The 15,504-nt window shown below is 73.7% G+C and carries 9 protein-coding genes; all 9 read right to left on the reverse strand.

Annotated features, from left to right (window positions below; genetic code table 11):
• Position 1: 1 nt before the first annotated feature.
• The 9 genes from ACYVF4_RS06490 to ACYVF4_RS06530 are packed head-to-tail and all read right to left on the reverse strand — an operon-like array spanning position 2 to position 15,496.
• Complete coding sequence (locus ACYVF4_RS06490) at positions 2-727, reverse strand: FHA domain-containing protein (protein WP_460720960.1); 726 nt, start codon at positions 725-727, stop codon at positions 2-4.
• Positions 724-2,400, reverse strand: a complete 1,677-nt coding sequence (locus ACYVF4_RS06495) for a serine/threonine-protein kinase (protein WP_460720962.1) — start codon at positions 2,398-2,400, stop codon at positions 724-726. Before ACYVF4_RS06495 ends, ACYVF4_RS06490 begins: the two co-directional genes overlap by 4 nt.
• Positions 2,397-3,662 carry an FHA domain-containing protein gene (locus tag ACYVF4_RS06500; protein ID WP_460720964.1) on the reverse strand — a complete coding sequence of 422 codons (1,266 nt, stop codon included), beginning with the start codon at positions 3,660-3,662 and terminating at the stop codon, positions 2,397-2,399. The genes ACYVF4_RS06495 and ACYVF4_RS06500 overlap by 4 nt, the downstream gene beginning before the upstream one ends.
• Positions 3,662-4,522, reverse strand: coding sequence for a PP2C family protein-serine/threonine phosphatase (locus ACYVF4_RS06505; RefSeq protein WP_460720966.1), 861 nt, complete (start codon positions 4,520-4,522; stop codon positions 3,662-3,664). The genes ACYVF4_RS06500 and ACYVF4_RS06505 overlap by 1 nt, the downstream gene beginning before the upstream one ends.
• Complete coding sequence (locus ACYVF4_RS06510; RefSeq protein ID WP_460720968.1) at positions 4,513-4,887, reverse strand: FHA domain-containing protein; 375 nt, start codon at positions 4,885-4,887, stop codon at positions 4,513-4,515. The genes ACYVF4_RS06505 and ACYVF4_RS06510 overlap by 10 nt, the downstream gene beginning before the upstream one ends.
• Positions 4,884-7,181: a transglutaminase-like domain-containing protein gene (locus tag ACYVF4_RS06515; protein ID WP_460720970.1), complete on the reverse strand. Its 2,298-nt coding sequence runs from the start codon at positions 7,179-7,181 to the stop codon at positions 4,884-4,886. The genes ACYVF4_RS06510 and ACYVF4_RS06515 overlap by 4 nt, the downstream gene beginning before the upstream one ends.
• Positions 7,178-8,437 carry a DUF58 domain-containing protein gene (locus ACYVF4_RS06520; RefSeq protein ID WP_460720972.1) on the reverse strand — a complete coding sequence of 420 codons (1,260 nt, stop codon included), beginning with the start codon at positions 8,435-8,437 and terminating at the stop codon, positions 7,178-7,180. The genes ACYVF4_RS06515 and ACYVF4_RS06520 overlap by 4 nt, the downstream gene beginning before the upstream one ends.
• Entirely contained in the window at positions 8,437-9,408 is a 972-nt protein-coding gene (locus ACYVF4_RS06525; RefSeq protein WP_460720974.1) for an AAA family ATPase, read from the reverse strand. Before ACYVF4_RS06525 ends, ACYVF4_RS06520 begins: the two co-directional genes overlap by 1 nt.
• Positions 9,409-9,442: 34 nt before the next feature.
• On the reverse strand, positions 9,443-15,496 hold the full coding sequence (locus tag ACYVF4_RS06530) for an Ig-like domain-containing protein (RefSeq protein WP_460720976.1): 6,054 nt from the start codon (positions 15,494-15,496) through the stop codon (positions 9,443-9,445).
• Positions 15,497-15,504: the final 8 nt, after the last annotated feature.

A 15,504-nucleotide genomic window follows, 5' to 3' on the forward strand; every position in this document is an offset into this window, starting at 1 on the left:
CTCAGGCCTCGTCGGCCGTCGCGGCGGGGGCGTCGAGCATCGGCAGGTGCTCGCGCGTGACCAGCCGGGCGGCGATCGCGTGCTCGACGAGGCGGACGCGCCGGTTGGTCGCGTACGAGCCGACACCGCCGCGGAGGCCGGGCACGCCGATCCGGTCGAGCTTGTCGCACACGTTGTCGAGCTTGCGGTTGAAGCGCGTCAGCGTCCAGCCGAGGCGGTCGGCGGCCTGCGCCGACGTGGGCAGCTCGCTCATCCCCGTCCCCTCGCGGCGCAGGACGGGCTCGGCGAGCGCGAGGATCATGAGCCGCTGACTCGGTGTGAGCGGCACCTCGCCGATCGTGCTCGTGCCGTCGCCGCCGGCATCCAGCAGGGACGTCTCGCGGAAGGCCGGGGCGGTGGAGTGGATCGTGAGCTCGTAGGTCGTCGGCCCCGCGCTGAAGATCACCGACGTCGAGGCGAAGACCAGCGGCAGCCGCGCACCCGGGGCGAGCCAGGCCTGCACGCGGCTGCCCGAATCGGTGACCGTCGCCGACAGGCGCGACCCCACGTTCGACAGCAGCCACAGCCCGCCGACGTGCTCGATGGTGAGGAAGTGGCGGTGCAGGAACAGGTTGTCGTCGATGGCGAGGTCGCCGTCGCGGCCGACCGTGAAGACCTGGTCGGGGTCGACGGTGAACGTCTCGCCGGCGAACTCCACCGCCAGGGCGGGAGCGGCTTCTGCGGTCATGGCGTGCACCCCCGGACCGGATCGGACGCCTGCCCGCCGTCGCGGACGGTGCGCACCTCGATGCACGTCGTGCCCGACGGGTCCGCGGGGACGGTGACGGTGGTCTCGGCCACCGGGCGCAGGTCGGGGTCCTCGTCGGCGCGCGTCACGATCCCCCACAGGTAGCGGTCGCCGTCCTGCGGCGCGGGGTTCGCCCACGTGAAGGTGACGTCGCCGCCGGCGGCGACGCCGGTGAGGTCCTCGGGGGCGGGCACCGAGAGCACCACCGGATCCTGCGGCGCGGCCGACGTGGGGGCGGGGGTCGCCCCGTCCGTCTGCGGCGACAGGATGCCGGGCAGCGACACCCCCACGACGACCGCGAGCAGCACGGCGGCCGCGGCGGCCGACACCCAGACCCAGGCCGGCACGCGACGGGCGCGCGGGCGCTCCGCCTCGCCGGGTGGCAGGTCGGCCGAGGCGGGAGGGACGGGGTCGCTCGGCGCCGGGGCAGCGACGGGGGCGACGGATGCCGGGGGCCGCAGCATCGTCTGCTCGGCGTCGTCGTCGTGGGGGGCGAAGGCGCCCGGGCCGGGCGATACCCGCGGGACGGTGCCGTCGGCGCGGACCACCGTGGCGTCCACCGCGGCGGAGCCGGCCGCCGCGGCGGATGCCGACGCAGGGCCGGCGGCGCGACCGGCGGAGGGCGGGACGAAGGAGGGCCGGGTGGGACCGGCGGCGGGCGCGGTCTCGGGGTCGATGCTGACGATGCCGCGGACGCGCGTGAGGCCGTCGTCCTCGTCGTCGACCTCGTCCTCCGGCATCCCGTCGTCGAGGATGTCGATGGCCGTGACCGAGTGCGCGAGCTCGATCTGCACCTTCTGCAGGGCCCGCGCGAAGGCGATCGCGGTGTCGTACCGGTCGGCGGCGGACTTGGCCATCGCCCGCTCGAGCACGCGCTGCAGCGAGACGGGGACGTCGGCGCGCCCGAGTGCGGGCAGCGGCGCGCGTTCGATGCGGTCGATGAGCTCGGCCGCGGTGTTGCGCTCCCCCGGCGTCTCGAACGGCGATCGCCCCGCCAGCAGCGAGTACACGGTGGCGCCCAGCGCCCAGACGTCCGAGCGCCGATCGGAGCGCGGCGCGTCGGCGAAGGACTCCGGCGGCGACCAGGGGATCGACAGGCCCTGCGAGTCGGCGGCCGCGGTAGAGGTCGAGGCGATGCCGAAGTCGGTGAGCGCGGGACGGTTGTACTCGGTGACGAGGATGTTCGCCGGCTTGATGTCGCGATGAAGCACGCCGGCGCGATGGGCGGTCTCGACCGCCGCCGCGACCTGCACGCCGACGCGCAGGGACTCCGGCACCGAGAAGGGCTCCCTGCGGTACCGGGCCTGCAGGTTCGGCTTCGGGCAGTACTCCATGACGAGGTACGGCCGGCCGTCCTCGGCGACCCCCGCCTGGTAGATGGTCACGATCGCGGGGTGCGTCGAGAGCATCGCCATGACATTGGCCTCGGCGGTGAACTCCGCCACCGAGCCCGACGACATGCGCTCGGTCAGGAGCACCTTCACCGCGACGCGTCGCTTGGGCAGCGCCTGCTCGTACAGGTAGACGTCGGCGAACCCGCCGGACCCGAGGACGTCGATATAGGTGAAGCCGGGAAGGTCGGGCGGACGCATTGGCGTGCGCTGCGGACTCATGCCGGATCCTCGACGGCGACGGTGATCCCGTCGCCGAGATCGAGCACGTCGCCGGGGACGACGACCGTCGCCTCGCCCGGGTGCAGCTGGACGGGGTCGGCGCCCGGCCGGCGCAGCGTCGTGCCGTTGGTCGTGCGCAGGTCGGTGGCCACGATGCTGTCGCCCTCGACGCGGAGCTCGAGATGGCTGCGCGAGACGTCCTGCTGCGGGCTGTCGACCGCGACGAGGTGGGGCAGGTCGGTCCCCGACACGCGGGTGGCCCGCGGGCGGCGCCCGACCACGACGGTGCGGTCCATCCGCAGCACCTGCCCGGTCGACAGCCGCAGGCGCCCCGGCGCGGGCGGACGGGGCGGGGCGAGCGGAACGGGCTCGGAGTCGCCGGGAATGCCCGCCTCGCGCAGGCGCCGCGCCTCGGCGACCGAGATCGTGGCGCCGTCGTGATCGCCGTGGGCGGGAGCGAGGTCGTCGCGCACGACGGTCTCGCCCGCCGCGTCCGCGGACGCCTGCTCGGCGCGCGCGGTCGCCCGCACCCCGATCACCGTGTCGCCGTGGTCGGATGCCGTGGGCACGGCGGACGTGGAGTCCTCGGGCAGCAGCGTGTCGGCCATCGACTTCACCGCCGCGGAGTCGATGAGCATGGCCGGCGGCGGCATCGTGGGAGGGACGGTGGGCGCGGGTGCCGGCTCGGGCTCGGGCTCCGGTACCGGCTCGAACTCGGGCTCGGGCGCCGGCTCCGGTACCGGCTCGAGCTCGGGCTCCGGCTCCGGCTGGATGGGCGGCGCGGGGGCCGGTTCCGGCGCGGCGACAGGGGGCGCGGGGTGCGCGGCGGGCGTGCCGGGCGTCCAGCGGACGGCGGCGGCGAGGACGACCCCGTCGGCCACGGGCAGGGTGGGCACGGCATCCGCCTGGCCGATCGCCAGGCTACGGACCCCCGCGATCGCGCGCTCGTTCCAGGTCGTGACGCCGGCGCCCGACAGCTCGTGGGTGCCGCCCGCGCTCTCGACCGACATGGTGATCGGCCCGCGCACGACGACGCGCGTGGCGGCGCCTTCGTCCACGGCGAGGGCGAAGGGCGGCAGGGCGTCGAGCGATCCGCCGAACGCGCGGGTGAGGGCGTCCAGCACGCCCCCGAGGCCGCGTCCGTCGGCGACGGCGCGCCACACCTCCGCGGCGGCGCCGGCATCCACTCCGTCGCCGAGGACGGCGATCCCGTGGCCGGTGACGGCCACCGCCAGGCTTCCGGGCGCGTAGAGCACCGCCATCAGTTCCCCCCTCCGGACATGACTCGCGGCAGTGTATCGCCCTCGACGTCCTCTGCCGCGGCGAAGCCGGGGGCGGTGTCGTCGAGGTCGGGGGCGCGCGTCCCACCCCGCCCCGCGACCGAGAGCGCGTCCACGACCAGGGTGGTGATGTTGTCGCGTCCTCCGGCGGCCAGCGCATCGTCCACCAGTCGCAGGGCGGCGGCCTGCGGGTCCGCCTCCTCGCGCAGGATCTGCAGGATGCGGGCATCGTCGAGCTCGGCGGTCAGGCCGTCCGAGCAGATGAGCAGCCGGTCGCCCGCTTCGGCGGGCAGCAGCCAGTAGTCGGGGCTCGAGGCACTGCCGGCGCCGATCGCGCGCGTGATCACGTGCCGGCGGGAGTCCTTCGCCGCGTCCGCCGCGTCCAGTTCGCCGCTGTCGATCAGCTCCTGCACGACGGAGTGATCGACGCTGATCTGCTCGAATCCGGCGGAGCCCAGTCGGTAGGTGCGGGAGTCGCCGAGGTTGACCGCGAGCCAGTAGCCCTCGCCGTCGACGTCGGCGACGGCGACGCCGGTCAGGGTCGTGCCGGCGCCCGCGCCGGCACCCGGGGGCAGTCCCGCCACGCGGCGCCGCGCGTCGTCGAAGGCGGCGCGCATCTCGTGGACGCTGAGGCTCGGCCGCCCGGCGAGGCCGGCGAACGCGGCGATGACGGCGGCGCTGGCGACCTCGCCCGCCAGATGCCCGCCCATGCCGTCGGCGACGAGGAACAGCGGCGCCTGGGCGAGGAACGAGTCCTCGTTCACGCGGCGGCGGAGGCCGGTGTCGGTGGCCGCGCCCACCCGGACGGCGATCGGGGCGCCCGCGCCGCCGGTCACCTGCACGCGGCACCTCGCGTCCAGGCCACGGTGGCGCTGCGGTCGCCGAACTCGAGCCGATCCCCGGCACGCAGGGTCGCGCGCACCCCCGGGGCGAGAGCGCGGCGACGGCCGTTGCGCACCACCACGGTGCCGTTGCGGGATTCGCGGTCGCGGATCCACGCTCCGGTGTCGTCGGCGCCGATCTCGAAGTGCGTCTTGGACAGGGTCAGCGTCTCATCGCGCAGCGCCACAGCGGTGGCGCCGGGCTCGGGGTCGGGATTGCGGCCGAAGATCGTCAAGCGGTACACCGCGGTGCTCGTCCCGTCGTCCCATTCCAGCGACGTCAGCAGACCGGTGTGCGAGACCGTCACGTCCAGCGTCGTCGTCATGCCGTCCCTCCTCGCCGGCGCGGGGGCCTCGCGAAGCGCGTGCCCGCCAGCAGCGAGCGCAGGCTGAGCCGGGCCCGCAGGCGGCGCCACAGCGACGACCGGGCGCCCATGGTTCCGACGAGCGCGTCGACCTGCCGCCAGAACTCCTCGATGTCGTCGGGGCTCGGCTCGGCCGGACCCCACACCTCGGCGTCCGCGCGATGGGCGAGCGTGGCCACCGCGGGCTCGTCGAACGCCGTCCCCACGACGGCCGCGTCCTCGATGCGGGTCGCCCCCGCACGCACGGGCGTGCCGTAGTCGACGGCCCGGTCCACGAGTTCGTCCCACCCGCCGCTGATGCGGTCGGCGGCGCGCTCGGCCTCGCGGCGGCGGCGTCGGCGCGCGGCCTTGACGGCGCCGATCGCGACGAACGGCGAGGCCAGGACGGCCAGAACCAGCAGGCTGATCCCGATCACTCCCAGCACCGTCAGCAGCGTGCCGAGGCCGGAGTCGTCCTCCTCTTCGGCCTCGCGCTCGTCGGGGATCGTCGGTGGCATGTCGACGGGAGCCTGCTGCGGGGGCGGCGGCTGCAGCACCTGCGGCTTGGGGTCGGCCCGCGGTTTGGTCGTCTGGTCGCTGGGCACCTGATCCTCGGGCGGGGTGGGGTCGAACGGCAGCCAGCCGACGCCCTCGAACGCCACCTCGACCCACGCGTGCAGGGTGTCGCCGGTGGCGGTGAACGATCCGGCCGCGGGCGCGTCGTCGTCGGGGTGGAACCCCATGACCACGCGGGCGGGGATCCCGATCTCGCGGGCCAGCAGGGCCATGGCGACCGCGTACTGCTCGTCGTCGCCGACCATCTGCTCGGACCCGAGCAGGGTCGAGATGCGCTCGGCGGTGTGCCCGGCCCGCGACAGGGGCTCGCCCTCGAGGCCGTGGCTGAAGAACCCGCCGTCGCGCAGCAGCGCCTGCAGCGCGCGGACGCGCTCGATCGGCGTCTCGGCCTCGGCCGTGGCGTCCGAGGCGAGCTCGGCGAACTCCTGCGGCACCGCCTGCTGGGCGGGCAGCTTCACCGGCGCGAACGCGACGCCGGCGAGGGCGTCGTCGCTCGGATGCCGGGGAACGACGACGTCGAGGTCGTAGACGTCCCCGTCGGTGAGACCGGCGGTGACGACGCCGGTCTGCGTCGCCGGGTTGTAGTGGGCGGCCCGCCGCAGGTCGTCCGCCCGTGCCCCTGCGAAGGTCACCGTCTCGACGGCGCCGACCGCCGGCATCCACACCCCGTCGTAGGAGCCGATCTCGACGCGCACGCGCGTGGGCTCCCCCGTCGCGCCGGGCGACATGTCGGCGCGGACCGGGACGAAGGCGCTCGAGGACCCGGCGCCCTCATCCGAGACGTTGTAGACCGTCCCCGAGTAGGCGTCCATCGCGGCCAGCCGCACCCGGGCGTCCTTTGGCATGCCCGAGACGGTGAACAGGGTCGTGTCGGCGTCGTCGCGGACGAGAGCGCGGAAGGACTGCAGGGGGCTGGCGTACTCGCGGATGTCGAAGGGCGGGATGACGACGTCGCGCAGCACGTAGCGGGGCGCGGCCGGGGCGGCCAGGCCGCTGCTCAGGATTCCGAGCGTCACGGCCACCGCGACGACGGCGGCGCCGGCGGCCAGGCGCCGGCCGGACCCCCGGCTTCCCGTCTGACCGTCCTCGCCCAGGGGGATCGCCGCTTGCGCGGGGGTCCACGACTGCCGGACGGCGAGCCACCCCGTCGCGACGACGGCGAACACCACGCCCTCGACGACGGGCACGGCGGGCTGGGTCGTCCCCAGCGCGATCTGGAGCACGAGAAAGGCGGCGGCCGGCAGGAGCGCCCACGCCGCCTGCCGCGCGCGCAACGCGAGGGAGCCAGTCACCACGGCCGCCACGAGGGTCAGCAGGAACGGCACGAGCAGGAACCCCTCACCCGCCGGCACCGGGGCGACCGTCGTCAGCAGCTGCTTCCACGACGTGACCACGCCGAGGGCGAGCTGCGCCCACGTGTCCAGGGTCGGGATGAACCCGAGGATCGTCGTGTGCGGCAGCGCGAGCGCGCCGCCGAACACGAAGTACGCCAGCACCGTGACGCCGGCCAGGGCGAGGACGCCCAGGCGCCGCCACGTGCCCACGACGGCCAGCGCGAGCCCGAGGACGAGTGCGCCGAGCGCGGCGGGCAGGTAGCCCGGGCCGGCGTAGGTCGGCCAGAATCCGGCGATGGGGACGAGCAGCAGCAGCGCCGCAGCGGTGAGGTCCACGCCGGTGCGGCGGGTGAGGATCGGCGTCATGCGAGCACCCGCCGCAGCGCCGCCGGCAGCTCCTCGAGCGAGCCCACCGTCACGACGTCCGCCTCGGCGATGCGGCGGAGCGCGGGCGCCGCACCGACGTCGGCGACCAGCGCCAGCACGCGCGTGCCGTACGGCAGCCGAGCGCACGCGGCGCGCAGGGTGGCGGCATCCGCCCGCGAGCCGGTGAGCAGCACCACCACGCTCGCCGCCGGCAGCGAGGCGGCGACGGTGACGGCGAGTTCACGGATGCCGCCTGCGCGGGGCTTCGTGGGGACGAGCGCCGACAGGGAGTCCAGGAGCTTCTTGCCGGTCTCGGCGCCGACCGACCGCCCCTGCACCTGCAGGTCGACCCGGCGGGAATCGCGGACCGCGCGCAGGCCGAGCGAACCCGCGGCCGAGATCGCCAGCTCGAACTCGTCGTCGCCGGCGTATTCGGCGGGGTTGCACGAGAGGGCGAGCACGAAGTGCGAGCGCCGGGTCTCTTCGTACTGCCGGACCATGACCGCCCCGGTGCGCGCCGTGGACTTCCAGTGCACGTGACGCAGGTCGTCGCCGGGCTGGTACTCCCGCAGCGCGTGGAAGGACACGTCGTCGGGCGACAGGTCGCGGGCGGCGAGGCCCTCGAGGTCCCGGAAGAAGCCGAGCGACTGTCCCTCGAATCCCACCGTCCGCGGGTGGACGAACAGGTCGACGGGCTCGTCGCGGTTGTGCACGCGCTCGAACAGCCCCAGGGGGTCGCCGCGGACGACGCTCACCGGGCCCACCGACAGGACGGTGCGGCGGGTGGTCGGGATGGCGAAGAGCTCGTCGATCGATGAGCCCGCGGCGAGGCGGCCGACGGCGAACTCGCCGCGGCCCGAGCCGACCGGCAGCACGACGCGCGAGGGCAGGATCGCCCGCGAACCGGTGTTGGACAGGGTCAGGGTCCCGACGGCCCGCTCGCCGACGACGACGCGCGTGCGGCCGAGGTCGAGCGAGACGTCGTACGCGGAGCGCCCGACCAGGAACAGCGCGCACAGCGCGAGCGTGATCGCGAGGACGAGCGCGGCGACGGTGAGCTCCCACCACCCGAGGGCCTGACCGGCCGTCCACAGGACGACGGCGGCACCCAGGAGGACCCACGCGGCGGGCCGGAGGACGCCGAGGACCCGGCGCGCGTGGACCAGGGCGGTCGCGGCCGTGCGGGCCGCGGCATCCGTCCATCGCGCCGGCCGCTGCGCGGGCGCAGCGGGAGTCTCGAGCGTCGCAGCGGTCATCAGGCGGCGGACCTCGCCTGCGGGGCGGCGACGGACTCCACGACCCGCGCGATGACGGTCTCGGCCGTCGTGCCCGAGAACTCCGCCTCGGGGTCCATGACCAGGCGGTGGGTCCACACGGGGCCGACCAGCGCCTTGATGTCGTCGGGGGTGACGTAGTGGCGTCCGCTCGCGGCGGCGCGGACCTTGGCGATGCGGATCATGGCGATCGAGCCGCGCACCGACACCCCCAGCCGGGTGGCGGCGTCCTCGCGGGTGGCGTGGGCGAGCTCCGCGGCGTAGCGCAGGACCGCACCCTCGACGTGGACGGTGGCGGCGAGGTCGGCCATGTCGGCGACGGCACCGGTGGTGATGATGGCCGGCAGGTGGGCCGAGGGGTTGCGGTCGGCGGAGCCGGCGAGGATGCGCTCGGCGACGTCGAGCTCCGGGTAGCCGATCGACGTCTTCACCAGGAACCGGTCGAGCTGGGCCTCGGGCAGCTTGTACGTCCCGGCCTGCTCGATGGGGTTCTGCGTGGCGACGACCAGGAACGGACGGCCGACCTCGTGGGTGGTCCCGTCGACGGTGACCCGGGACTCCTCCATGACCTCGAGCAGGGCCGACTGGGTCTTGGGCGACGCGCGGTTGATCTCGTCGGCCAGCACGATCGAGGCGAAGACGGGCCCCTTGTGGAACTCGAAGCGGTGCTGGGCCTGGTCGTAGATCGTCACGCCGGTGACGTCCGACGGCAGCAGGTCCGGCGTGAACTGGATCCGCGCGCTCGTGCCCTGCACCGTGGCGGCGAGGGCCTTGGCGAGGCTCGTCTTGCCGGTGCCGGGGGCGTCCTCGAGCAGCACGTGGCCCTCGGCGAGCATCGCCGACAGCACCAGGCCCACCACCTCGCGCTTGCCCATGAGGGCGTGGTCGACGTTGTCGACCAGGCGGGTGAAGGTGGACTCGAACCAGGCGGCCTGTTCCGGCGTCATCGTCATGTCAGTGATCTCTCTCGTTCTCGTCCGGCGGCGGTCACCATGTCACGCGTTGCGAATCGCCCCAGCCGCGGATGTTCACCCACACCTGCTCGCCGGCGTCGCCGAAGTAGCAGCCGAGCTGGATCGTGCCGTTGCGGGGCACATTGTAGGTCTTCCCGCCGAACTCGCCGCCGTACGGTCCTGTGGCGTTGCAGGTCAGGTAGTAGCTGCCCGCGGGAAAGTCCTGGGTGGTGAGGGTGACGTACGCGCACTGGGTCGACGTGCAGGTGGCGCTGTTGGTCCGCGAGCCCTTGCCGGCCCGCGCCACCGGCTGCGGGGCGTCGACCGTGGTGGCCTGCGCCGAGGCGATGGGGCTCACCTGTCCCTCGGTGTCGTAGGCGCGCACGTCGATGCGGTGCGTCGTGCTGTAGGCGTAGGTGTTCGTCCGGGAGCCGTTGTTCGCCACATTCTGCCAGCCGCCGCCGTCGATGCGGATCTGCACCTGCTGGATGGGCCGGCCGTTGGGCGCGGGAGCACCCCACGAGAAGGTGATGTCGCGGCCGCTGCGGCTGGCGTCCGCGCTCGGGGTGCCCACCGGGCCGTACGGCGTCTGCGCCGCGGACGGGGCCGACGGCTCGCCGTTGTAGCGGACGCCGTCCATCGCGGTGTATGCGCGGATGCGGACCTGGTAGCTCGTGCCGTTGTTGAGCCCGGTGATGACGCGGTCGCCGGGAAGCGCCTGCCAGCCGCCGCCGTTGAGCGAATACTCGTAGCGGAGCTCGGACTGCGTGGCGCCGTTGCCGTTGGGCTCGGTGAACGATACGGCCAGCCGGCGGTCGCCGGGCGTGGCCGAGACGTTCGTCGGGGCGTCGGGGGCGACGAAGGCCCGCCGGGGCGCCGAGGCCGGGCCGTACTCGCCCCAGCCCGCCTTGTTCGAGGCGCGCACCCGGAAGGTGTAGTCGCTGGTGGAGGTCTCGATCACGACTGCCTGGCTCGTCGCGGTGGTGTCGATCGTCCGGACGACGGCACCGCCGCGCATGACGTCGAGCTGATACCCCGAGATCGCGGCGCCGTTGTTCGGCGGCGGCGACCAGGACACCTGCATCTGCGCCTGGTTGCCCACCGGCTCGAGGCGCTGGGTGGACGGCGCGGCGACCGGCTCAGGGGCCCGGGCGGGCACCTCGCTGGCCGACCATCCGCTCCAGCTCGACGGTTCCGGCGCCCGGTTGTGGGCGCGCACGCGCACCTGGTACGACGCCCCGTTCTCGAGGCCCTCCCACACCAGCGAGTTGCCGGTGACGTTGGTCTTCTGGGTGACGCCGGACGGCGGCGCGGGCGAGATCTCGAGGGTGAAGCTCTCGACCGGCGACCCGGGGGTGCTCGGGGTCTGCCACGCGACGTTCAGGCTGCGGTCGCCGAAGGTGAGGGTCGGCGGCTGAGGAGTGTCGGGGCGCGCGTCCGGGCGGGCGGTCTCGGACGGCGGCGACGCGTCGGACTCGCCGACGGCGTTGGTCGCGACGACGGTGAAGTTGTACTCGACGTTGTTGGTGAGGCCCGTCAGGGTGCACGTCGTCGAGGCGCACGACCGGGTGTAGTCGCCCCGCGTCGAGCTGACGGTGTAGCCGGTGATGGGCGAGCCGTTGTCGCTCGGCGGCGTCCATGACAGCACGACCGTGCGATCCTGCACGCTCGAGACGGTGGGGATGCCGGGGGCGTCGGGGCGGCCCTGGACGGTGAGGGTGATGAGGCCCTCGGCCTCGCGATCGGCGTCCTGCGTGGCGTCCTGGATGCGGTAGCGCACGACCATCGTTCCGACGAAGGTCGCCGCGGGGGTCACCGCGACGCGATCGCCCCGCACCTCGGCGCGGCCGTCACCGGTCTGGGTCACCGCCGAGACGACCTCGAGCGGCGTCTCGGGGAAGGGGTTGACGTCGTTGCCGAGGACGGCGACCTCGATCGTCTCGCCCTGATCGGCGCGGGCGACGATGTCGTCGTTCGCGGTGGCCAGCGGCCGGGTGGACGAGGTCACCGTCACCACGACCGTGCCCTCGATCGGATCGGTCTCGCCGTCCGAGATGCGCAGCGTGAGCGAGGCCTGCGTCCCCTTCGCGGTGTCCGTGGCCGCCCCGACGCGCAGGGTCTGGCCGTCCATCGTGGCCGACAGGCCGGCCGGCACCCCGCTGACGACGGTGTAGGTCATCCCGTCGAGGTCGCCCTCGTCGGGGTCGTCGGTGAGGGACCGCAGGTCGAGGCCGGTGGGCTCCTCACCGGGGGCGACGCTCATCTCGCCGTCGATGAAGCTCGGCTGCTGGTTGGCCGGCGGCCGCACCGTCACCGGCAGCGTCAGCGTGGCCTTGCGACCCTCGGGGTCGTCGGGGCCTGTGCCGTCGGTCACTTCGAAGGTGATGGCGTCCTGACCGTGATATCCCTCCGCCGAGGTGTAGACGAGCGTGCGCTGGTCCTTCACCAGCTGGCCGCCGTCCGAGTGCACCGCGCTGACCTTCGCCGCCTCGGTGATCACGACGTCGCGGTCCCCCGCGGCGCGGACGTGCTCGGACAGCGGCAGCTCGACGGTCTCGCCGCTGTCGACCTCGATGCCGGTGGTGGTGATGAGGGTCGGCGGCAGGTCCTCGAGCGAGGGGACCCGGATGAACGCGGATGCCGTCTGCCCGTCCTCGTCGGTGATCGTGTAGGTGACCAGGTGCTCCTCGTCGTCGAGGGTCAGGCGCACCGTTCCGTCGGGGCGGACCTCGGCGACAGGATCGTCGGCCGCCACGGTCAGCGCGGCGACCGTCCCGTCGGGATCCTCGTCGTTGGCGAGCACCTCGAGGTCGACGGTGGGTCCGGTGACGTCGGCGGGGAGGACGCGATCGTCGCGCGCGATGGGGCGCAGCAGCGGCACGTCCTCGTCGACGGTGACCTGGATGACCGCGATGGCCTCGGCGCCCCGCGCGTCGCGGATCGTGTACTGAACGGACGTCTCCAGTTCCTCGGCGGGGGACGTGACGATGACGCGGTCGCCGAGCACCTCGGCCTCGAGGCCGGGGACGTCTGCCACGATGAGCCCTCCCGAGACGAGGCCGATGGCGTCACCCTCGGGGTCGGAGTCGTTGGCGAGGACGGGCACGGCCACCGACCGGCCGGGTCTCATCACCACGGCGTCCTTCACGGCGTAGGGGGCCTGGTTGCGCGTCTCGGGCGGCGCGATGCCGACGCGGACCGTGGCGGTGGTCTCGGCGCCCAGGCGGTCGCGCACGCGGTAGCTGAAGGTGTCGGTCCCCGACGCCTCGGCATCCGCTTCGTACTCGAGGTATGTCACACCGGTCTCGACGACCCGGCCCTTCTCGGGCGCCGAGGCGATGCCCACCAGGTCGACCGAGTCGCCGTCGCCGTCGATCCCGTCGAGGGGGACGGGGATGCGCACCTGCGAGCCGGCGAGCACCCGCGCGGTGATGTCGCGCGGGCGCGGCGCCTGGTTGGTCTCTTCGTCGACAGGCAGCACCTGGATCGTGAGGTAGCCGGCATCCTTCTGACCGGTAGAGTCCACCACCTCGTAGGTGGCGTAGACGGTGCCCGGCTCGGGCCCGGCCTTGAAGCGCACGGTGTCCTGCGAGACGAAGATCTCGCCCGCGCGGGCAGCCGGCAGCGGCTCGACGAGGTCGGGGGCCACGCGAAGGGTGTCGCCGTTCGGGTGATAGTCGTTCTCGAGGACGGGGATCGTCACGACGTCGCCGGCGCGCACCACGACGCTGTCGTCCTCGGCCACGGGCGGGCGCAGCTTCTCGGGCCCGGGCACGGGGATGACCACGACCTCGCCCTGCGCGCTGCGGGTGCCGTTTGAGACCGTGTACGTCACCGTCACCTGGTCCGACAGCGCACCCTGGTCGCTCAGGCGCAGCGTCTCGTGGCCGAGGACCGACACCGACACACCGCTGTCGGACTCGACCGACACCGACTGGATCACCAGGATCCCGCCGGCGGGGTCGATGTCGTTGGCCAGGACGTTGACGAGGGTCTCGCCGCCGCTCGGAAGCAGCGCCACGTCGCGCACCGCGATCGGATCGGCATCCTCGTCGACGTCTTCGAGCACGTCCACGCGCACCACTCCGAGCGCGTTCTTCGCACCCGCCGACGCGAGGTACTGCACGTAATAGGTCCCGACCGCGTTCGAGGTGAACGTGAAGGTCGAGTCCGAGAAATCCGGCACGACGGCCGCGCCCGGGGTCTCGTCGACGCGCGTGAGCCGCAGCGGTTCGCGCCCCGTGCTCAGGTCGTTCACGAGCGGGCTCACCGTCACCGGCTCGCCGGCGCGGGTGACGACGTGGTCGGCGTTGGTCACCGGCGACGTCGAGCCGACCGGACGGACATCCAGCCGCAGGGTGCCGGCGGTGCTCTTCTGCGTGTCCGACACCGTGATGGTGATGTCCTTGCGGCCCTGGACGCCGTTGATGGAGCGGTAGGTGATGCGGCCGTCGGGGGTGAAGTCGACCTCGTCGCCGGGCTCCGGCTCGACGCCGCTCAGGAACACGTCGTCGCCGTCGGGGTCGATCCAGTCCGGCAGCACGTTGTGCGTGATGACACCGCCGGCCTCGACCTGCAGGGTCGTCGTGCGCTTCTGGGTCGGCGCGCCGTTGACGGTGTCGCCGCGCACCGACAGGTTCACCGTCGCGGTGTCCGTGCCGCCGCGCCCGTCGTCGATCCGGTAGGTGAAGCGCGCCGAGCCGCTCGCGCCGTCCGGCACCGCGATCTGCAGCCCCGCGCCGTTGTTGATGGACTGCACCTCGCCGAGCGACGGCCCGCCGTCCGGCAGGGTCACGGTCAGGATGTCGCCGTCGGCGTCGGTGTCGTTGTCGAGCACCGGCAGGACGGTGGTGCGTCCGGGCCGCACTCCGAAGTCGTCGTCGACGGCCTCGGGTGCGGTGTTCTGGTCGGTGCGCTCGGGCAGCGTCGTCTCGACCGTCTCGTCGGTGGTCTCTTCGTCGTTCTCTTCGGCCTCGCCCTCGGGCGGGGTGATGTCCTCCCAGTTGTCGACCTGCTGCAGGTCCTCAGCCGCCATCCACGCCGATCCGCCGCGGATGTCGTTGAGCACGATGACGTCGCGGTTCACGCGGAAGACCAGCTCCGCGGCCTCGTCGACGCCTTCGACCGTGGTCGCGAGGTCGTCGGCGTCGCCGACGCAGTCCCTGCGGAAGGATGCCGACCCCGACCACACCGCATAGGTGCAGCCGTCGAGGAAGACGGGCTCTGCGGGGCTGCCCTCGTCCGCGGCGACCGCGATGTGCTCCGCGCCGTCCAGCGGCACGCGTACCAGCGTGTCGGTCGTCGAGAGCGCCACGGCGTCGGCGGCGTCCGACGGCTGCTGCAGCCGCGCGTCCGCGGCATCGGCGATGTCGGAGCGGAGCCCGGCGCTCGTCATGAGCACACCCGCCGTGCGATCCAGCACGACCGCGGTCGCCCCGACCGCCGTCACTTCGAGGTCGGCGTCCTCGGCCACCTCGCCGAGCCCGGTGCGGGTCGGTTCCGCGGGCGAGCCGTCGGGCCCCATGGCGACCGTGACGAGCTCCCGCTGCTCGGGCGAGGCGGCGTACACCGTGCCGTCGGTGCCGACGGCGAGCGCGGCGCGGGACCCGAGCGTGTCCAGCGGCTCGGTGCTCTCGATGTCGAACGAGGCGATCGCGTCCGCCGGCAGCGCCCACAGCGCGCCGCTCTCGGGGTCGAGGATCGCCACGGTGGTCCCGCCCAGGGCGACGGCGGCGCCGCCCGGGATGTCGGCGGAGTCGGTCATGGCGACCATGGCGGGGTCGATCGACGTAACCGACGAGGCGGAGGAGTCGACGACGACGATCTCGTCGCCCGACTGCAGGATGTCGTACTCCTCGGACGCGGTGCGCAGGCCGCCGTCCAGGACCCGCGAGGGGTGGTTGAAGTGCCCCACCAGCAGGCTCGACTGTTTGGTCACCCACACCCCGCCGTCGTGCAGATCGACCTCGGTGGTGGGGAAGCCCTCGTGCAGGAAGGCCATGGTCGTGATCGCGACCGCCGACGCCGTCAGGGCTGCGCCGGACGCGATCGCACGCGGACGCGCGCGAAGCCACGCGAAGGCTCTCATGTGGGCTC

It is taken from the genome of Microbacterium aureliae (genome assembly GCF_054780155.1).